Below are 19,468 nucleotides of genomic sequence, written 5' to 3' on the forward strand. Positions count from 1 at the left end.
GGGAGAACCCGGGAGGCCGAACGAGCTGCCCTTCTGCCCTTCCATCGGTCGCCGGTCAGCCGGTCAGCCGGTCGTAGCTCGTCGGTCGTCGATCACCGTCGCCGGTCGCCGGGTCCCCGGCCGCAGGTCAGAGTGCCGTCGGCGGCCGGGAGAAGTCGTAGTGGACGCCGGTGAGCTCCTCCGAGGCGGCCCACAGGCGTTCGCCGCTCGCGGCCTTCCTGGTCCAGGGGGCGCGGAAGGACTGGAGGGGCGCGCCGCGCAGTCCGCTGCGCGGGCCGAGGAAGGAGTCCGGCCGCATGTGCGGGGCGGTGGCCGCGCAGAGGGTGCCCAGGGCGCCGCCCTCGGGGGACTGGGCGAGCGCGCGGTTGGCCAGGTCGACCATGCGCTCGGCGGAGGTGCGGCCCTCCATCCGGACGCCCGCCGTCGCCAGGTTGGTGGCGGCGTACCCGGGGTGCGCGGCGGCCGCGACGACCTGGGAGCCGGCCGCGGCCAGCCGCCGGGCCAGCTCGTGGGTGAAGAGGAGGTTGGCGCTCTTGGAGCGGCCGTAGGCGACCCAGCGGCGGTAGGAGCGCTCGCTGTTGAGGTCGTCGTAGTCGAGGTCGGCCAGGACGTGCAGCATGCTGGAGACGGTGACCACCCGGGCGCCGGGGGTGGCCAGGAGCTTGGGCAGCAGCAGCCCGGTCAGCGCGAAGTGCCCGAGATGGTTGGTGCCGAACTGCATCTCGAAGCCGTCGGCGGTGGTCCGGTACGGCAGCGCCATCACGCCCGCGTTGTTGATGAGCAGGTCGAGGCGCTCGCCGTCGAAGTCGTCGAGGGCGGCGGCGAAGTCGCGTACGGAGGACAGGTCGGCCAGGTCGAGGGCCCTGAACTCGGCCTCGGCGGTGGGGACTTCGGACCGCAGTCGGTCCAGGGCCGCCATGCCCCGGGTCCGGTTGCGGCAGGCCAGCAGTACGCGGGCGCCGTGGCGGGCCAGTTCACGTGCCGTGGCGTAGCCGATTCCGCTGTTGGCACCCGTGATGACCACCGAGCGGCCGGTCTGGTCGGGGATGTGGCTGGTGTTCCACCGGGTCACGCCTGTGCTCCTCCGTACGGGGGCGACCAGGGTACGTGGGCGGGGCGGCCGGGACCGGAGGGGCCCGGTGGTCACTCTTCCTCGGCGAGGCGCTTGATCGCCGAGAGGCGGGTGTCCCAGGCGGCGGCCACCCGGTCCATCCAGCGGGCGGTGACCCCCAGCCGCTCCGGTATGACCCGGTAGCGCGCTTCCCTGCCTTCCCGGTGGCCGGCGACCAGGCCGGCCCGGTCCAGGACCCCGAGGTGTTTGACGATGGCCTGGCGGCTGACCGGCAGTTCGGTGGCCAGGACCGTGGCGGTCGCCTCGCCGTGTGCGGCGAGGGCGTCGAGTATCCGGCGGCGGGTCGGGTCGGCCAGCGCGGACAGCACCTCCGCCACGGTGTCCGACCCGGTGTCCGACCCGGAACCCTGACCGGCCCCCGACGCCGAGCCCGAGTCCCGGCCCGCCTCCGGCCCCGAGCCCCGACCAGTGACGCCTCCGCCTTCCTCCCCCCTCATGTCGCGAGCTGCTCCGCGTACCGCCGGATGTTCTCCACCTGGCCGGACCAGCCCGCGGCGTGGCTCTCGTATCCGGCGGTCTTCTTGCGGTCCTCGGGGATGCGGAGGCCGGCGAACCCGCTCTCCACCACGCGCAGGTGGGTGCCGTCGCCCTCCTCGGTGAGGGTGAATTCGACGAGGGTGGAGTTGCCCTCGACCGCCACCTCGCCGGGGTGGGCGCTGGCCCAGCGGTACGAGAAGTGGTGCGGCGGGTCCACCTTCACGATCTTGGTCAGGAACTGGCCGTACTCACCGTGGTCGAGCTCCATGATCCCGCCCGGCCGCAGGTCGACGGGTGCGGGCTCGCCCTGGCCGAACCACGAGCCGACGTGCTCCGGCTCGGTGAGCACGGCCCACACGCGCTCGACGGGCGCGGCGATGCTGATCTCCCGCTCGATGCGGTCATCGGTGCTGCCCGAGCCCGAGCCCGAGGCCGCGCTCGTCCCCGCGCCGCCGTCCTTGTCCTGATTGCTGTCGGTGCTCATGAGGTGCTCCTCCTGCCGTGCCTTCCGATACCTGATCGCTTGATCCGATACCTGACGTGCCACTCGATGGTTGCACGTGACGGCAGGAGGTGCAACCAATGGGTTGCTCTTTCGTCGGAGCGGTCGGCCCTCAGGCGTCGTCCGCCCCGCCCCGCGTCCGTACGGGATAGGCCGGCACCGAGACCGACGGGTCGTCCAGGCAGGCCCCCGACGCCAGGTCGAAACGCTGTTTGAGCAGCGGTGACGCCACGAACGCCCGGCCGTCGGCCGAGCCGGTCAGGCCGCGGGAGAGGACCTGGGCGCCGGTGAACGGGTCGCGGTTGGCGATCGCGTACGCCCGGCCGGCGCGGTCGACGAACAGTGCGGCCTGGGTGCCGTCCGGGAGGAGGGCGGCGACTCCGCGGCCCGGGGCGAGGTCGTCCAGGGTGCACACCGGGACCCAGCCCTGGGGGCAGCGGATCTCGACCGTGACGGCGGTGCCTGCCGGGGCGGTGGTGACGGGGCGGGCGAGGGGAGTGAGTGCGGTGGTCATCAGACGGAGGTCCCTTCCAGGGTGCGAACGGGCAGGGTCGGCCCGGCCAGCAGCGTCAGATCCGGCTTGACCTGGTCGCGCTCCGGTACGAAGCGGACCGACGGGTCCGGCGCGTCGGGCGCGTTGACGAACGAGACGAAGCGGGCGAGCCGTTCGGGGTCGGCGAGGGTCTCGGCCCACTCGTCGCGGTAGTGGGTGACATGGGCGGCCATCAGGGTCTCCAGCTCGTCGCACAGCCCCAGGGAGTCGTGCACGACGACGTCCCGTACGTGGTCGAGGCCGCCCTCGATCCGCTCCAGCCAGGCGGAGGTGCGCTCCAGGCGGTCGGCGGTGCGGATGTAGAACATCAGGAAGCGGTCGATCAGGCGGATCAGCCCGGTGTCGTCGAGGTCCTGGGCGAGCAGGTCGGCGTGGCGCGGGTCCGCGCCGCCGTTTCCGCCCACGTACAGGTTCCAGCCCTGGGAGGTGGCGATGACGCCGAAGTCCTTGCCCCGGGCCTCCGCGCACTCCCGCGCACAGCCGGAGACCGCGGACTTCAGCTTGTGCGGGGAGCGCAGGCCCCGGTAGCGCAGCTCCAGTTCGATGGCCATCCGGACCGAGTCCTGCACGCCGTAGCGGCACCAGGTCTGTCCCACGCACGACTTCACGGTGCGCAGCGCCTTGCCGTACGCGTGCCCCGACTCGAAGCCGGCCGCCACCAGCCGGGCCCACACCTGCGGGAGCTGGTCGACCCGGGCGCCGAACAGGTCGATCCGCTGACCGCCGGTGATCTTGGTGTAGAGGCCGAAGTCGCGGGCCACCTCGCCGATCACGATCAGCTTCTCCGGCGTGATCTCCCCGCCGGGGACGCGCGGCACGATCGAGTACGAGCCGTTGCGCTGGAGGTTGGCGAGGAAGTGGTCGTTGGTGTCCTGGAGGGCGGCCTGCTCCCCGTCGAGGACATAGCCGTCGGCGCCCACGCTGGGCGCGAGGGAGGCGATGATCGAGCCGACGGTGGGCTTGCAGATCTCGCAGCCCTCGCCGTTCCTGGCCTCCGGGCGGCCGTGCGAGTCCAGCAGCGCGGCGAACGACGTCAGCCGCAGCGTCCGCACGATCTCGTAGAGCTCGGCGCGGGTGTGCCCGAAGCAGCCGCACAGGCCGGTGTCGACGGTGACGCCGGACGCGGCCAGCTCGTCGTTCATCACGGCGGTCAGCGACTTCACGCAACTGCCGCAGCCGGTACCGGCCCTGGTGCACTTCTTGATCTCGGGGAGGGTGCCGCAGGAGTGCTCGGTGACCGCGGCCCGTACCGTCCCCTTGGTCACGTTGTGGCAGTTGCACAGCACCGCGTCGTCCGGCAGCGCGGACGGGCCGAGCCCGCCGCCGCCCTCGGCCGCGACCCCGGCGGGCAGCACCAACTGCTCGGGTGCCAGCGGCGGAACGGTGCCGGTCAGCGGCCGCAGCATCCCGTACGCCTCGGCGTCCCCGACCAGTACGCCGCCCAGCAGCTCCCCGGCGGCGCCGATCACCAGCTTCTTGTAGACGCCGCTGCGGGAGTCGGCGTAGACCACGTCCAGGCAGCCGTCGGTGGTGCCGTGCGCATCGCCGAAGGACGCGACGTCCACGCCGAGCAGCTTCAGCTTGGTGGACAGGTCAGCGCCGGTGAAGACGGCGCCCGCCCCGGTGCCGGGGCCGGGGACGAACCGCTCGGCGAGGGCCTCGGCCGCGACCCGGGCCATGTCGTAGCCCGGGGCGACCAGGCCGTAGACCCGGCCGTCCGGGGCCAGCGCGCACTCGCCGATCGCGTAGACGGCGGGGTCGTCGGTGCGGCAGCGCTCGTCGACGGCGATGCCGCCCCGCTCGCCGACCGGCAGCCCGCAGTCCCGGGCGAGCTGGTCGCGGGGGCGGACACCGGCCGAGAAGACGACGAGGTCGGTGTCGATACGGGAGTCGTCGGACAGACCCATGGCCGTGACCGCGCCCGTCCCGTCCGCGACGATCTCCTTGCCGCCGACGCCGGTGTGCACCTCCAGCCCCATCCCCTCGACGGTGCGGCGCAGCGCCCGGCCGCCGCCCTCGTCGACCTGGAGGGCCATCAGCCGCGGGCTGAACTCCACGATGTGGGTGCGCAGCCCGAGCCCCTTGAGCGCCCCGGCCGCCTCCAGGCCGAGCAGCCCGCCGCCGACCACCACACCGGTGCGGGCGTTCTTCGCGTACTCCTCGATCGCGAGCAGGTCCTCGATGGTGCGGTAGACGAAACAGCCCGCGCTGTCCTTCCCCGGCACCGGCGGCACGAACGGGTACGAGCCGGTGGCCAGCACCAGCGCGTCGTAGCGGACGGTCAGGCCGCTGCGGGCGGTGACCGTGCGGGCCGCGCGGTCCACGGCCGCGGCCGGGTCGCCGAGGTGCAGTTCGATGCCGTGCCGGGCCAGGAAGTCCGGATCGGTCAGGCTCAGGTCGTCCGGGGTGCGGCCGGCGAAGTACGACGTGAGCTGGACGCGGTCGTACGCCGGCCGGGGCTCCTCGCACAGCACGACCACCCGTGCCCGCCCGGTCACACCGCGCTCGGCCAGCTCCTCCAGGAAGCGCTGGCCGACCATGCCGTGGCCGACGAGGACGAGGGTGGGGGTGCCGGGGGCGGCGTCCGGCGTGGCATCGGGGTGCGGCGGCATCGAGGTCATGCCCGTCAGCCTGCGGCGCGGCTGTTACCCGCCCGCATCTGCCCTGTTTCCCGGGCGGAACGCTGCCCTCAGCGGCGGGACCGCCGCCGTGTGAGGGCGGCGGCGGTCCCGCGGGCGCACCTGTCCGGCGACATCGATCAACGCGGGATCGGTCTGCTCGCGCCGAAGCGCCCGCTCGACCTCCCGCCCAGGGGGTACGGCGACTGGTTCCCGTCGCCGCCGTTGATTGTCCGGTCCGGCGCACCTTGAGGGTGGTAACTCATCGGATCAAACCTCGAATTCAAGCCATCAGATAATTCCCGCTTGCCTCCGACAACGCCCTGATGCGATGATCATCTTTCGCTGTCTGTGCGTTGACGCGGTTGCGAGTTGCGAGAGTTTCAGCCGATAGCTAAGGGACCGTATCGCCGATGCGGATGGTTCCGGTGAATTCTCTCGGGTCGGCGTCAATCCATTCAACGGCGCCGAATTCGCGCATGACCGGCACGAATTCGGTGAGGAAACCGCGCGAGGAAGAATCAATTCGGGGAAGCTCCATGCATGACAAGAGGGGAATTTCCATGCGTGACAAGAACCGCACGAACCGCCGAGGCGGAGCGCTGCGTCGTACGGCTGCCGCCGCATCTCTGACCCTGATCGTAGGCGCTCTGCCGGTGGCTCTCGCGACGCCCGCCTCGGCGTCCCAGGGAGCGTGCGAGAGCTACCTGGCCTCGAAGGGCTACACGGTCGGCAAGTGGGTGAAGAAGGCATGTGGCGTCGCGTCAGGTGCCACGGGCCCGGTGGGCGACAGTGCCTGCCGGTCGGAGCTCTGGGACCTCGGAGTCAAGGAACCCTACGCAAGCGAGGCATGCGACCGGGCGTAAGTAGCGCTGACCGGCTTCGCGAGGGTGTGACGTCGCCGGACTGCGGCCTCGGCCGGGAATACGGCGAAGGGCCGAGGGTGGCTAACTCCGCGGAGCACGACGCTCCGGCCTGATCAGGACGAAACGCTGAGAAGCCCATCAGCCCAACGGTTGTCGCAGAGCAGGCTCCCGGGACCGAGTCCCGGGAGCCTGCTGCGTTATACCGCCTCTGCGGCTTCTCACCCCCTACCGCGCACCGCTCCCGGTAGTCCCCCGGGGAACGGGGACATACGACTCACGGCCGATCACCACCCGGTCCGCGCTCATACCTCCAGCGCTGTGGCCAAGGCGGCCGCGGGCTCCACATCCCATTGCCGTATCAGCCACTCAACCGCCCCGGACAAAGCCGTCGCGGCTGCTGGTCGCCGGGCAGCTCGGCGTCCACGCAGCGGCCCGGCAGGCCGGCCACGGTCTTGGTGCCGAAGTTGGCGGTCACGGTCAGCTTGTTGTTGCCGAAGACCGTCCGCTGGACGGTGCGGTCGCCGGTCAGCCACCGGAACGAGGTCAGCTGCTCGGTGCCCGCCGCGCGGTGCAGCGGCGAGAAGTACTTCTGCAGGGCGGCCAGCTCGGGCCCGTTCCTGTCGATCGTCGGGCCGTCGAGGACGTAGTTGAGCGGGGTGTTGTAGAGCATCGCCAGCAGTGCCCTGGTGGTCTTCTGGGCCGGCAGCTTGTCGTACGACAGTTCCCAGCGCTCCACGTTGACCAGCGAGCCGTGCAGGGCGGTCTCGTAGAGCGGCGCGCGGTACGTGGGGTCGTACATGGCGGTGGCCATCCGGCCGGGCAGCCGGACCGGCTTGAAGAAGGTGGCGGGAGCCTTCTCCGGGTAGTAGCCGCCCCACGTCTGCCGGTCCTTCTCCAGCTTCCACAGGCCGTCGTCGACCGGGGTGAGCGCGCCGTGGTTGTAGGCGATCACCTTGTTGGCCCACGCCTGGGCGCTCTCCGAGCCGAGGACGAGGTTCTCCGACAGCCGCCGCATCCGCGCCAGGCGGTTCGTGCGGTCGCCGGCCTTGGTCATCTCGTGGCCCTTGGTGTGGTCGCGGAACACCTCTCCGGTCGCGTCCACGTCGAGGAAGTAGCTGTCCGCGCCGTTGGCGACCATCGTGCGGGTGCGGTCGGCCAGGTAGTGCTTGGCCGGCTCGGCCTTCTCGAAGGCGCGCGAGCTGAGGTAGCAGCCGCGGCCGTGGAAGCCGGTCTCCGGGGTGCCGTCGGCCTTGCGGACGCAGAAGTCGGGGTAGACCCGGTCCGGCCAGACGGAGGTGGGGGTGTCGGCGCCCTTGGGGTCCTGGCCGTTGTCGAAGGTGTCGTACGGGCCGACGAGGTAGCCCGCCTTCTCGGCGGCCCGCACCGCCCGCGCCTTCATCGGGTCGGAGTCGGCGTCGTAACCGAGCCACATCCGGTCCACGCCCAGCTTCTTCAGCTTGTCCACCCCGGCGGCGGTCCGCGCATCGCCCCACACATAGGCGTGGAACGCGCCGAGCAGCTTGCCGTTGGCCGGGTTCCGCTCGATCTTCTCGCGCAGGCGGCCGAGTTGGCCGTGCTGCGCGAGGTAGGAGCGGTAGTCGGCGGCGGAGGCGACCGGGTTGCCGTCGGTCAGGGCGAAGGAGACCTCGTAGTCGCGGGTGCCCTCACCGGCGTCGAAGGCGTGCTCGGCGGTGGTGCGCAGCCGGCCGCCGGTGGAGGCGAACGTCAGCGAGGTGCCGAGGTCGGTGGGGGTGAGGTAGCTGACGCCGTGCCCGCCCTTGCCGCCGGCCCTGCCCAGGGAGTAGCCCCACAGCGGCATCGAGAGGGCCTCGCCCATGTCGACGGTGCTGCCGGCCAGCCCGCCCTTCTCGGGACCGGCGTTCCAGAAGGCGTCCTTCACCGGGATGTCCAGCCCCTCGCCGCGCGGCACCTGCACGGCCGAGGCGGACCGGTCGGTACCGGTCACCGGCCAGCTCACCGACCCGTCACGCTCCGCCCGCAGCCTGATCCGCAGCCGCCCGCGCTCCGAACTCGCCGTCACCTTCAACCCCTTGCCGGGGTAGCTCCAGTGCGCCCCGTCGGCCGTACGGGTCACCGGCCCCGGCTTCCCGAGCCCGCGGCCGGCCGCGGCCGACAGCACCAGCTGCCGCCCGTCGTCGGTCCGCGCGTTCACGGCCAGCGAGGCGGTGTCGACGACGGCCGTGCCACCCGCGACCGGAAGCGAGAGGCGACTGCCCTCCAGGGTGCCGGCCGAGGCACTGTCACATCCGGTGAGTCCGACGGCGGTCGCGCCGAGCGCGAGGGAAACAGCGAGGACCCGGGTACCGCGCCGGCGTCGCCCGGTGGTCTTGGGCAGGTGGGGTTTCATACGTCAGTGAATAGTCAGGGGGATTAAGAGAGTTCTAAGAGGGCTTCTTGCGCGGGCGGTTGGCTGCTGTGCCGGCATGAGCGGGTAAGAAGATCGGCGTGATCACCTCCTACGGCAAGGGCATGCATAAGTGCCTGAATTGGGTAAATCAGTGACAGACGAGCACGAAGAGATCGTGGAGCAGCAGGCCGACATCACGGGCCTGTTGCTCCACCACGTTTACGCGCCCCTCATCGAGGACCAGCACGTGCGGGGTGTCCTCCCGGCGCCTCCCACGAGGGACGCCGTGCGCGTGGTCCTTGGGGACAGGGACGCGTACGCCACCGACCGGCTCACCGCCTACGAGATCCCTCTGCGCGTGGACGATGAGCTGCGCACACCGCACGACGTCGCCGGTCTCCTGCGCACCGTCCACACCGGCACCCACATCTATCCCGGCGACAAGGTCGGCTCCGTCATGGGGATGACCCTGATCACCGTGGATCCCACGACCGTGGATCCGGCCCCGTTCACCCACGACGACTGGACCCTCACGCTCCTTCGCTGCCTGACCACCCCCTCCACCGAGGAGAGCCCCGAGGCGCGCCTGTGCGGATTCCTGTTCCTGGCCCCGGATCGCCTGCGCCTCTACCTCGACTCCAGTGAGGAGGCTCTTCCCGGGATGACCGCCGCCGACGTTCGCCCCGGTGGCGCCCTCACCGCCTTGCTGGCGGCCCTGCCGTCGCTGCTCGACGAGCAGTGGCTCACCACCACCGACGCCGACGACCCGCACTGCTCACGCGTCGTCGACCTCACCGACTGGTGACCACCGACTGGTGACCACCGGCCGGTCCGCCGAACGGGCGGAAGATGACGCCATCGCCATCGACGGGCCGCCGTCGCGGGAAGACCGAGGGGATGCGGGCTTTTGTTCTCCGGAGGGTGGGTGAGGTCGGCGTCATCGGGAAGCCGGTCCCCGAACCCGGACCCACCGACGTGGTGGTGCGGACCACCGCGGCCATGGTGTGCACCAGCGATGTGCACACCATGCGGGGCGCGATCCCGGTCGCGCCGGATGTGACGCTGGGGCACGAGGCGGTCGGAGTGGTCCACGCGCTGGGCTCGGCCGTCGAGGGGCTGGCCGTGGGGGAGCGGGTCGCGGTGGGCGGGGTCACGCCCTGTTTCCAGTGCGAGTCCTGCCAGCGGGGGTTCTCCTCGCAGTGCCAGGGGCGGATGCTGGGCGGTGCCAGGTTCACCACACAGCGGGACGGGAATCTCGCCGAGTACTTCCTCGTCAACAACGCCCGGGCCAACCTGGCCCCGATCCCCGCGTCGCTCTCCGACCACCAGGCCCTGTACGCCACGGACATGCTCTCCACCGGCTTCGTCGCCGCCGAGCACGCGGAACTCGCCCTCGGTGAGACCGTGGCGGTCTTCGCCCAGGGCGCGGTGGGGCTCTCGGCGACGATCGGCTGCCGGCTCCGCGGCGCGGGCCTGATCATCGCCGTCGAGTCCGTGCCCGCCCGTCAGGAACTCGCCCGCCGCTTCGGCGCCGATCTGATCGTCGACCACACGCGGTGCGATCCGGTCGAGCGGATCATGGAGCTGACGGACGGCCAGGGTGTCGACGCCGCCATCGAGGCGCTCGGCGCCCCGCAGACCTGGGAGGCGGCCTTCCGGGTCACCAAGCCGGGAGGCCGTATCTCCAACGTCGGCTACCACGGCGAGGTGCACGAGCCGCTGCGCATCCCCCTGGAGCCGTTCGGCCACGGCATGTCCGACAAGCAGGTCTACGCGGGCTTCAACCGTGGGGGCCGGGGGTGGCTCCGGCGGATCTTCCGGCTGCTGGAGACCGGGAAGGTCGACCCCACGCCGATGACCACGCACGAGTTCGGCTTCGACGAGATCGAGCGTGCCTTCGCCCTCATGGCCTCGAAAGCGGACGGAATCATCAAGCCGCTGATCCACTTCGATGTCGGTGCGGAGGGTGCGGAGGGTGCGTAGGCGTGGGGGACGGGGGGCGGGTGCTCCCGCGGGCTCCCGCCCCTCACCGGCCCGGTTCAGTCGAGCCACCGGGAGGCCAGCCCGGCGAGGTAGGAGAGGGACAGTGCGGTCGCGGTGAGCTGGAATCCGGTCGTCCCTCCGGTCCAGTGGGCGAGCGGGGCCACGACGGCGGCCACCCAGATGCTCGAACACCAGCTGCAGCCGACCAGGTAGGCGGGTTTGGAGTCGTCGCCGAAGCGGCCGGCCACCCAGGAGCGGAAGCCCGCCGCGAGCGTGTCCTTCGTCAGGAATCTGGTGATGCGGCACGTCGCGCCGAGGGAAAGGAGAAACACCACAAGGCTCATGAGATCCACCCCGTCACCGTGCAAGGACCCGGCCGGTCGTCACTGATTGAGGACGAGGATGGTGCCGATGCCGCCCGCGCGCTGGTTGGCCGCGTCGGCCTCCTGCCAGGTGTAGTACTGGCGCACGGTGCCGTCGGGCAGGTTCAGCTGGTAGATGATGACGGTCGGGCGGGCACCGCCGCCGCAATTGCAGCCCATGTTCCGCTCCTTCTGTGACGTGGTGCGATACGGGTCTACGGCCCCGCCGGCCGGCCGGCGTACCGCCGTGCCCTCGGGGCCTATCCTTGGGGGCCGGCGGCCGTCCCCCGTACTTGCACTACGGGGGACGGCCGTTTCCCGGCTGTTTCGTCGGGCTTTCAGCCGGCCTTTAAGCCGGCCGTTCTGCCGGGCCGCTCACGAACTCCCTTGCCGGTCACACCGGTTCAGGTGAGCTGCGGTACGGCGTTTCCGGCCGCGGTACGCGAACCGGGGCAAGCTGTCAGGTGAGGCAGATGGACAGGGTGCTGGACGACGAAGCGCCGCCGCTGGTCGCGGTGTAGCTGGTGAACAGCACCTGGCCGACGGTGAGGGTGGCCGTGCAGCTGGCGTTCCCGCTCGCGTCGGCGACGGCGGTGCACGCCACCGGGCCGGCGGCGCCGTCCAGGTGGAAGGTGACCGTCGCGCCGGGGGTCGCGCCACTCGCGCTGAACGTGGCAGTGGCGAAGGCCGAGGGCAGCGGGGGAGTGTTGATCCGGTAGCAGGCGGGGTGCGCCGTGAGGCTCGTCCCCCCGCCCGCACCCACGGTCACGGTCACGGTCCCGAAGACACCGACGCAGTTGCAGCCGGGGCTGGCGGTGAGCACGGTGGCGGTGACGACGGTGCTGCCGGCGGGCAGTGCGGTGGTGGTGACGGTGGCCTGGCCGGAGGCGTTGGTGAGGCCGATGCCGACTGGTCCGCTGGTGGTGCTGAACAGCACGACCGCGCCGGGGACCGGTACGCCGTTGCAGGTGACGGTGGCGGTGAGGGTCACCGGCTGCCCGGCGGCCGGCTTCTCCGGCGACGACGTCACGGTGACGGCACAGCGCGGCGCGGCCCCGACGGTCACGGTGGCCGTCGCGGAGACGCCGACGCAGTTGCAGCTGGAGTTGGCGGTGAGCACGGTGGCGGTGACGACGGTGCTGCCGGCGGGCAGTGCGGTGGTGGTGACGGTGGCCTGGCCGGAGGCGTTGGTGAGGCCGATGCCGACCGGTCCGCTGGTGGTGCTGAACAGCACGACCGCGCCGGGGACCGGTACGCCGTTGCAGGTGACGGTGGCGGTGAGGGTCACCGGCTGCCCGGCGGCCGGGTTGGCCGGGCTGGACGTCAGGGTGACGGCGCACCTCCGCGCGGCTCCGACGTTCACGGTTGCCGTGGCGGCCACACCGACGCAGGTGCAGGTGCTGGTGCCCGCGATCACGGTGGCCGTGACCACGTTGGCCCCGGCGGGCAGCAGGCTGGTGGTGAGGGTGGCGGTGCCCGCGGCGGTCGTGACGCCGACCCCCAGGGGCCCGTTCGTGGTGGCGAAGAGCACGGTCGCGCCGGAGACGGGTGCGCCGTTGCAGGTGACGGTGGCGGTGAGGGTGACCGGCTGGCCGGCGGCCGGGTTGGCGGGTGTGGAGGTCAGGGTGATCGCGCAGTTCTGCGGCGCGGTGACGTTCACGGTTGCCGTGGCGGCGGTGCCGATGCAGGTGCAGGTGGTGGTGGCCGCGATCACGGTGGCGGTGACGACGCTGCTGCCTGCGGGCAGTGCGCTGGTGGTGAGGGTGGCCTGGCCCGCGGCGTTCGTGGTGCCGATCCCCAGGGAACCGCTCGTGGTCGTGAAGAGCACGGTCGCTCCGCTGACCGGTGCGCCGCCGCAGGTGACGGTGGCGGTGAGGGTGACCGGTTGTCCGGCGGCCGGGTTGGCCGGCGAGGAGGTCAGGGTGATCGCGCAGTTCTGCGGCGCGGTGACGTTGACGGTTGCCGTGGCGGAGACGCCGATGCAGGTGCAGGTGCTGGTGCCGGCGATCACGGTGGCGGTGACGACGTTGGCTCCGGCGGGCAGCAGGCTGGTGGTGAGGGTGGCGGTGCCTGCGGCGGAGGTGATGCCGACGCCGAGGGAGCCGCTGGTGGTGGCGAAGAGCACGGTCGCGCCGGATACGGGTGCGCCGCCGCAGGTGACGGTGGCGGTGAGGGTGACCGGTTGTCCGGCGGCCGGGTTGGCCGGCGAGGAGGTCAGCGTGATCACGCAGTTCTGCGGCGCGGTGACGGTCACGTTGACCGAGGCGGCGATGCCGATGCAGGTGCAGGTGGTGGTGGCGGCGATCACGGTGGCCGTCACGACGTTGGGCCCCACTGGCAACAGGTTCGTCGTGAGGGTGGCTTGCCCCGCGGCGGTCGTGACGCCGACCCCTAGGGAGCCGCTGGTGGTCGCGAAGAGCACCGTCGCCCCCTCAACCGGAGCCCCGTTGCAGGTGACGCTGGCGGTGAAGGTCACCGGCTGGCCCGCGGTCGGGTTGGCGGGCGAGGAGGTCACGGTGACCACGCAGTCCGACAACGCGGTGACGGTGATGTCGACCGAGGCGGCGACGCCGATGCAGGTGCAAGTGGTGGTCGCTGCGGTCACGGTGGCCGTCACGACGTTGAGCCCGACCGGCAGCAGGCTGGTGGTGAGGGTGGCCTGCCCCAACGCGGTCGTGACGCCGACGCCCAGGGAGCCGCTGGTCGTGGCGAAGACGACGGTCGCTCCCTGGACGGGGGTGCCGTCGCAGGTCACGGTGGCGGTGATGGTCACCGGCTGGCCGGGGGCCGGGTTGGCGGGCGTGGACTCCAGCGTGACCACACAGTTCGCCGCCGTCGTCACGGTCACGGTCGCGGTGGCGGCTCCACTGGTGGCACCGGCGGCCGTCACCACGCCCGACGTGGTCCCTGTGAATGTGACGCTGGCATTGCCGGAGAGGTCGGCGACCGCGGTCTGCGGGACTGCCGCGTCGTACGTGAAGGTGATCAGCTCTCCCGCTACGGCACCGGTGACAGCGGCTTGGAAGGTCTGGCCCGTCGTGACCGAGGACGGAGTGAGAGTGAGAGCGAGTGCCATGTTGGACAGCCCCTTTCGAAGGCTCCACGAAGGAGGCGGGGAGCTGCTGCACGCCGGAGGGCAGGGATCCGCCCGAGCGCGCACACCTGTCGGGGGCGCCCTGAAGAACATGACGAAGCCGCCGCATGACGGCAGTCGTCCATGGTCCCCCGACAGGGGATGGGCACCCCACCGTCGGTAGCACCGATTGAAGGGAACGGCGGGACGCCGCGCTACGGTTGACGACCGGGTTAGCCCGGATGGCGCAGCGTGCGTCGGCGGCGCGTACCGACCCCCCGGCCGTACGCGGGAACGACGACGGCCCCCGCCATACGACGGGGGCCGGTCATGCGGAGGCTTCGCCGGGCCTCAGGCGGTGAACTCCCCGCCCTTTACGGCCGTGATGAACGATGACCAGCCACCCGCCGGGAACACGAGTGCCGGACCGTCCGGGTTCTTGGAGTCACGGACGGGGACGAGGCCGTGGGCCTCGGTGAGGGCGCGGGAGAATTCGATGCACGCCCCGCCGTTGCCTTCGCTGTACGACGACTTGGTCCAGGCGAAGTCGCGGGAGAACTCGACGCAATCTCCGCCGTTGCCCTCGCTGTAGGACGACTTGACCCACGTGGCGGTGGTGAGATCCAAGTCGGGGCTCATGCTCGGTACTCCTTCAGCAGAGACTTGATCAGGGGCAATGATTCGTCCGGGGACAACGCATTCGCCCTGAGCAGATCATAGTCGTCCAGGGCCGCGTCGACCGCTTGTTCGGAGCCGTGCATCCGGGCTCCTGCCCGGGTCTCCGTGTACAACACCGTCGGGGAACTCGGAAAGCGCAGCACGATGAAGGGCATCGTGGACGTGGCGGGGATACCCGCGGAGAACGGCATGACCTGGAGCTCGATGCGTGGTGATGTGCCCACCGACAGCAGGTAGTCGAGCTGACCGGTCATGACCTCGGCGCCACCGACCGTGGTTCGCAGGCACGCCTCATGAAGGATTACCCATAGGTGCGGTGGAGCGTCCCGCTTGAACACCTCACGCCGTCGTAGTCGCGCGGCAACCTTGTCCTCGATAGCCTCGGCACTCGCATGAGGGTTGGATACGCGGAACACGGACCGTGCATAGCCCTCTGTCTGGACGATGCCCGCCACGAGGTTCGTCTCATACGTCAGAATCCGCGAAGCCTTCCGCTCCAGGTTGAGGTACGGCACGAACCAGCTCGGGTGATCCCCCTCGTCGATCCTCTGCAGCAGGCCCGAGAACAACTCGCCCGTCCCGAAGGTGAGATCGCAGCCCGTGGCGAACTTCTGGCTGGGTCTGGGCAGCAGGGTGCCGGACTCGACCTTGCAGACGTATGCCTCGGAGTAGCCGGTGGTCCTGCCCAGGTGTTTTTGTGTGAGCTTGCGGGCCAGCCGGACCTGTCTGATGTCACGGCCGAATCGCTGCAGGGGATTCAAGTGCTCGGGCGGCGTCGTCTCGTCCAACGCGGTGACCTCTCGTCATATGCACGCAGGCCGGCATCGCGGCAGGTCGCGGACTTGAGCGAGGCCGGATCAAGCACCCCCATTCTATTGCGCGTTGCGTTGTCCGAGTGACCGATTGGCTACACCCGGTACACATCAGGGGTGGCCGCGAGCACGGAGCGACGGAGTGGACGGCATGGCGGACGCAGCGGGCACGGACGGCACGGGCGGGGTGGGGGAGACCGGTGCGCGGCTGCTGCCGTGGTCGACCCCGGAGGGCAAACCGTGTTTCGTCGTGAGCGACGGCAGTGGGTATGTGTCGCGTCTCGCCGACGAGATCGAGGCGGCGCAACTCGGCCTGGCCGCCGAGCGGATCGAGGCGGCGCGAAGGGTGCTGGAAGGGCGGCGGTGGACCGCCGGGGAACTGCATCTGATGGCCGTGGAGTTGACCGAGACGCTCGTGGAGGTGCACCGGGTCGCGGAGAGCCGCGGCGCTCGCCTGGCCGCGCGGAGCGGCTCCGGAAGCCGTGGTTCTTAACCCCCGGTCAGCCGATCCTCAAGGCCGCCTTAAGGATCTGCGAAGAGTGCTTGACCTGCTCTTTCCGGTGTCCGGGCAGCCGTATTTTCGACGCCGTGACGATCCAGGCCGACCTCAGCGACGGGTACGCACCGGGCGGCGCGCCCGGTCCTGGTGCCCCGACTCCGGGACCCGCCGACCCACCGCCCACCCATCCGCTGTACTCGCGACTCGACCCCCGGCCCCTGCCGCCCAGGCCCGTCCGCGCGCCGCGCACGGCACCGCGCACGGCACCGCGCAAGGCACCGCGCAGGGCGCCGCGCGGGACGGCGCGCAGGGCGCCGGTGGCCGCGCCGCCGCTGCGCCTGACACCGGTGGTGCTGGGGCGGGTGCTGGCCGGCGGTGCGGTGCTGGTCGTCGGCCTGTGGCTGGTGCAGGCCGAGCCGTCGATGCGGCTCGACGCGCTGTTCGCCACTCTGGCCCACCTCAGCGGACTGCTCGGGGGCTACGGAATCCTGGTGATGCTGCTGCTGATGGCCCGGGTCCCGGCCGTCGAACACGGCGTCGGCGCCGACCGGCTGGCCCGCTGGCACGCGCTCGGCGGCCGCCATGTCCTGACCCTGTGCCTCGCCCACACCGTCTTCGCGCTGTGCGGCTACGCCGCCCACACCGGCACCGATGTCCTCCGCGCCGCCGTCGGCCTGATGGGCTACCCGGGCCTGGCCGCTGCCGCCATCGCCACCGCGCTGCTGACCGCCGTCGGCGTCACCTCGGCCCGTACGGCCCGCAGGCGGCTGCGCCATGAGACGTGGCGCGGCGTGCACCTGCTGACCTACGTGAGCGCCGCTCTCGCCTTCGCCCACCAGCTGTCAGGACCGGATCTGGCCGGCGGCCCGGTCGCCGTCTGGGTGTGGACCCTGCTGCACACCACTGTCGGCACCCTGCTGGTCTGGTACCGCCTGGTCGTGCCGGTGCGCCAGGCGCTGCGGCACGGCCTGCGGGTCACCGAGGTGCGCATCGAGGGGCCGGATGTGGTCTCGGTCGTCATGCGGGGCGTGGGCCTGGACGCGCTGCGGGCCGAGCCGGGGCAGTTCTTCCGCTGGCGGTTCCTGCACCGGCGGCTGTGGCGGACGGCGCTGCCCTTCTCGCTCTCCGCGCCGGTGCGCGACGACACGCTCCGGATCACCGTGAAGGCGTGCGGCGACCACACCCGCCGGATTCGCCGGCTGCGGCCGGGCGTACGGGTGCTGGCCACCGGCCCGTTCGGCGCGCTGACCGCGCACCGGCGGACCCGGCGCAAGGTGCTGCTGCTCGCCGGCGGTGTCGGGATCACCCCGATGCGCGCGCTCTTCGAGACGCTGCCGGGCGGCCCTGGGGACCTCACGCTCCTCTACCGGGCGGGCAACGCCGCGCAGTTGGTGCTGCGCGAGGAGCTGGAGGGGATCGCCGCCGCCAGGGGCGCGGCGCTGCACTACCTCCTCGGCCCGTCCGACGGCCCCTTCGACCCGCTGGCGCCCCGGGCCCTGCGCGACCTCGTCCCGGACCTGGTGGAACACGACGTCTACCTGTGCGGGCCGCCCGGGATGTCCAGGGCCGCGGCCGCCGCCCTGGAACGGGCCGGGGTGCCGGCCAACCGCATCCACTCCGAGCAGTTCACGTTCTGAGGGCGGCCCGCCACCCCGCCTCACGCGCCCCGCAATCCCCGATAGTCCCCCCACTCGTAAGGAAGACGCCCCATGGCACGACACCGCAAACCGCACACCGTCCCGGCCGTCACCCTCCGGGCCCGCCGCCGGCTCGCCGCCTGTCTGCTGGGGGCGAGCGCGCTCACCGCCACCCTGGTGTCCCGGACGGTCACCCCGGCCGCTCCGCCCGCCCCCGACCGCGCACCGGCCGGGTACAGCCTCCCGGACCGCACCGGCGCCGTGGAACTGGTCCAGGCGGAGCGGTGAGGATGGCCCGCGCGCCGCGTCCTGCCCCGGCCGTCCTCGCGGCGGGGCTACCCCAGGGCGTCCAGCCGGGCCATGTCCCCCTCCGTGAGGGCGATGCCGGCCGCCGCCAGGTTCTCGTCGAGGTGGTCCGGTGAGCTCGTGCCGGGGGTGGGGAACAGGACGGGGGAGCGGTGCAGCAGCCAGGCCAGGGCGATCTGGCCGGGGGTCGCGTCGTGCCGGGCGGCGACCGCGGCGAGTGCCGTGCCCGCGTCGTCGGTCAGCGCGCCGTTGCCCAGCGGGAACCACGGCAGGAACGCCGTGCCGTGCTGCTCGCACAGCGTCAGGACGTCCTCCGCGGCGCGGTCCAGCAGGTTGTAGCGGTTCTGCACCGAGGCGATCGGGGTGATGTCCTGCGCGCGGGCCAGTTCGTCCGCGGTGACGGAGTCCAGGCCGATGTGGCGGATCTTTCCGGCCTCCTGGAGTTCCCGCAGGGCGCCCAGCTGGTCGGCCATCGGCACCCGCGGGTCGAGCCGGTGCAGCTGGTAGAGGTCGAGGGTGTCGGTGCGCAGCCGCCGCAGGCTCGCCTCGCACATGGCGCGCAGGTCTTCGGGCCGCCCGGCGACGTGCCACCGGTCCGGACCGGTGCGGACCACCCCGCCCTTCGTCGCGATCACCAGGCCCGCCGGATACGGGTGTTGCGGCATCGATCACAGCCGGGTGCGGCATCGATCAATGCCGAGCGTAGAGCGGGACGCGGTTCATAGGATCAACCGGTGCCCGCTGACATATCGCTGTTCACCGTGACCCTGCTGTGCCTGGCCGCCCTCGCGGCGGGCTGGATCGACGCTGTCGTGGGCGGCGGCGGACTGCTGCTGCTCCCCGCCCTGCTCGTCGGCCTGCCGCACACCCCGGTCGCGTACGTCCTGGGAACGAACAAGTCCACCGCCATCGTGGGCACCACCGCGGCCGCGGTCACCTACGTCCGCAAGGCCCCGATCGATGTGCGCACCGCGCTGCGGATCGGGCTCGCCGCGATGGGCGGTTCGCTGGCCGGGGCGTTCTTCGCGGCCGGGATCAACAGCCAGGTGCTGCGCCCGCTGATCATGGGCGTCCTGCTGGGGGTGCTCGCCTTCCTGCTGTTCCGCCCGGCCTTCGGGACCGCGCCCGCGCCGTCGGGGCCGGTCTCCCGCCGGCGGGTGGTGACGGCCGTCCTCGTCGCGGGGCTGGGCATCGGCTTCTACGACGGCCTGATCGGGCCCGGGACCGGCGCGTTCCTCGTCGTCGCGCTCACCGCGATCCTGCACATGGACCTGGTCTCCTCGTCGGCCACCGCCAAGGTCGTCAACGTCTGCACCAATATCGGCGCGCTGACGATGTTCGCGGTCCAGGGCACCGTGCTGTGGCAACTCGGCGCCCTGCTGGCGCTGTTCAACCTGGTCGGCGGCATGGTGGGCGCCAGGATGGCCCTCAAGCGCGGCGCCGGCTTCGTCCGGGGCGTGCTGGTGGTCGTGGTCGTCGCCCTGCTGTGCAAGCTGGCCTACGACCAGTGGCTGGCGGCCTGAAGCCGGAGTGCGGGCGCGGGCTCCTGCGCCGGCCGCGACCCTCGCGTCGCCGGCCGCCGGGCCCGGAACGGGCAGGTCC

General features: G+C 71.8%; 19 protein-coding genes. 6 read left to right on the forward strand and 13 right to left on the reverse strand.

Translation table 11 applies throughout. The annotated features are described in order from the left end of the window. Positions 1–127: 127 nt before the first annotated feature. The 7 genes from K7396_RS24830 to K7396_RS24860 form a co-directional block, all read right to left on the reverse strand. Positions 128–1,072 (reverse strand): oxidoreductase, encoded by a 945-nt coding sequence (locus tag K7396_RS24830; protein WP_086720275.1) that lies wholly within the window; start codon positions 1,070–1,072, stop codon positions 128–130. Positions 1,073–1,143: 71 nt separating this feature from the next. Then, positions 1,144–1,449, reverse strand: a complete 306-nt coding sequence (locus K7396_RS24835; protein WP_086720274.1) for an ArsR/SmtB family transcription factor — start codon at positions 1,447–1,449, stop codon at positions 1,144–1,146. 116 nt (positions 1,450–1,565) lie between these two features. Then, complete coding sequence (locus K7396_RS24840) at positions 1,566–2,093, reverse strand: SRPBCC family protein (protein WP_086720273.1); 528 nt, start codon at positions 2,091–2,093, stop codon at positions 1,566–1,568. A 130-nt stretch (positions 2,094–2,223) separates the two neighbouring features. Beyond that, positions 2,224–2,625 (reverse strand): nitrite reductase small subunit NirD, encoded by a 402-nt coding sequence (gene nirD, locus K7396_RS24845; RefSeq protein WP_086720272.1) that lies wholly within the window; start codon positions 2,623–2,625, stop codon positions 2,224–2,226. Next, positions 2,625–5,285 carry a nitrite reductase large subunit NirB gene (nirB, locus tag K7396_RS24850; RefSeq protein ID WP_086720271.1) on the reverse strand — a complete coding sequence of 887 codons (2,661 nt, stop codon included), beginning with the start codon at positions 5,283–5,285 and terminating at the stop codon, positions 2,625–2,627. The genes nirD and nirB overlap by 1 nt, the downstream gene beginning before the upstream one ends. 391 nt (positions 5,286–5,676) lie before the next feature. Further along, the gene (locus tag K7396_RS24855; protein WP_170314261.1) at positions 5,677–5,847 is read right to left on the reverse strand and encodes a hypothetical protein; all 171 of its coding nucleotides are present in this window, start codon (positions 5,845–5,847) and stop codon (positions 5,677–5,679) included. Between the two features lie 659 nt (positions 5,848–6,506). Beyond that, positions 6,507–8,516, reverse strand: coding sequence for a glycoside hydrolase (locus tag K7396_RS24860; protein ID WP_086720270.1), 2,010 nt, complete (start codon positions 8,514–8,516; stop codon positions 6,507–6,509). Positions 8,517–8,667: 151 nt separating this feature from the next. Between K7396_RS24860 and K7396_RS24865 the strand changes: the two genes are divergently transcribed. After that, a complete protein-coding gene (locus tag K7396_RS24865) occupies positions 8,668–9,321 on the forward strand; it encodes a hypothetical protein (RefSeq protein ID WP_174886868.1) in 654 nt (217 codons plus the stop codon). Between the two features lie 116 nt (positions 9,322–9,437). After that, on the forward strand, positions 9,438–10,499 hold the full coding sequence (locus K7396_RS24870; protein WP_223660191.1) for a zinc-binding dehydrogenase: 1,062 nt from the start codon (positions 9,438–9,440) through the stop codon (positions 10,497–10,499). A gap of 56 nt (positions 10,500–10,555) precedes the next feature. Here the strand turns inward: K7396_RS24870 and K7396_RS24875 are convergent, their stop codons facing one another. From K7396_RS24875 to K7396_RS24895, 5 genes are all read right to left on the reverse strand, one after another. Beyond that, positions 10,556–10,843 carry a hypothetical protein gene (locus K7396_RS24875; RefSeq protein WP_086720268.1) on the reverse strand — a complete coding sequence of 96 codons (288 nt, stop codon included), beginning with the start codon at positions 10,841–10,843 and terminating at the stop codon, positions 10,556–10,558. 39 nt (positions 10,844–10,882) lie between these two features. After that, entirely contained in the window at positions 10,883–11,041 is a 159-nt protein-coding gene (locus K7396_RS24880; protein WP_164993062.1) for a DUF7196 family protein, read from the reverse strand. A 280-nt stretch (positions 11,042–11,321) separates the two neighbouring features. Next, positions 11,322–13,937: a beta strand repeat-containing protein gene (locus tag K7396_RS24885; RefSeq protein ID WP_158101180.1), complete on the reverse strand. Its 2,616-nt coding sequence runs from the start codon at positions 13,935–13,937 to the stop codon at positions 11,322–11,324. A 348-nt stretch (positions 13,938–14,285) separates the two neighbouring features. Further along, positions 14,286–14,573, reverse strand: coding sequence for a DUF397 domain-containing protein (locus K7396_RS24890; protein ID WP_086720267.1), 288 nt, complete (start codon positions 14,571–14,573; stop codon positions 14,286–14,288). Then, positions 14,570–15,400 carry a helix-turn-helix domain-containing protein gene (locus K7396_RS24895; RefSeq protein WP_086720266.1) on the reverse strand — a complete coding sequence of 277 codons (831 nt, stop codon included), beginning with the start codon at positions 15,398–15,400 and terminating at the stop codon, positions 14,570–14,572. Before K7396_RS24895 ends, K7396_RS24890 begins: the two co-directional genes overlap by 4 nt. Before the next feature lie 175 nt (positions 15,401–15,575). Here K7396_RS24895 and K7396_RS24900 point away from each other — a divergent pair, with 175 nt between their 5' ends. The 3 genes from K7396_RS24900 to K7396_RS24910 all read left to right on the forward strand — a co-directional run bounded on the left by K7396_RS24900 (position 15,576) and on the right by K7396_RS24910 (position 17,848). Further along, positions 15,576–15,917, forward strand: coding sequence for a hypothetical protein (locus K7396_RS24900; protein ID WP_086720279.1), 342 nt, complete (start codon positions 15,576–15,578; stop codon positions 15,915–15,917). A gap of 428 nt (positions 15,918–16,345) precedes the next feature. Beyond that, positions 16,346–17,560 (forward strand): ferredoxin reductase family protein, encoded by a 1,215-nt coding sequence (locus K7396_RS24905; protein ID WP_373866899.1) that lies wholly within the window; start codon positions 16,346–16,348, stop codon positions 17,558–17,560. Between the two features lie 72 nt (positions 17,561–17,632). Next, entirely contained in the window at positions 17,633–17,848 is a 216-nt protein-coding gene (locus tag K7396_RS24910) for a hypothetical protein (RefSeq protein ID WP_086720265.1), read from the forward strand. A gap of 47 nt (positions 17,849–17,895) precedes the next feature. Here K7396_RS24910 and K7396_RS24915 read toward each other — a convergent pair whose 3' ends face one another. Next, positions 17,896–18,531 (reverse strand): aldo/keto reductase, encoded by a 636-nt coding sequence (locus K7396_RS24915; RefSeq protein WP_308686892.1) that lies wholly within the window; start codon positions 18,529–18,531, stop codon positions 17,896–17,898. A gap of 69 nt (positions 18,532–18,600) precedes the next feature. Here K7396_RS24915 and K7396_RS24920 point away from each other — a divergent pair, with 69 nt between their 5' ends. After that, the gene (locus K7396_RS24920) at positions 18,601–19,389 is read left to right on the forward strand and encodes a sulfite exporter TauE/SafE family protein (RefSeq protein ID WP_086720264.1); all 789 of its coding nucleotides are present in this window, start codon (positions 18,601–18,603) and stop codon (positions 19,387–19,389) included. Positions 19,390–19,468 lie beyond the last annotated feature (79 nt).

Origin of the sequence: Streptomyces angustmyceticus (assembly GCF_019933235.1) — a bacterium.
GTDB classification, from domain to species: Bacteria; Actinomycetota; Actinomycetes; order Streptomycetales; family Streptomycetaceae; genus Streptomyces; species Streptomyces angustmyceticus.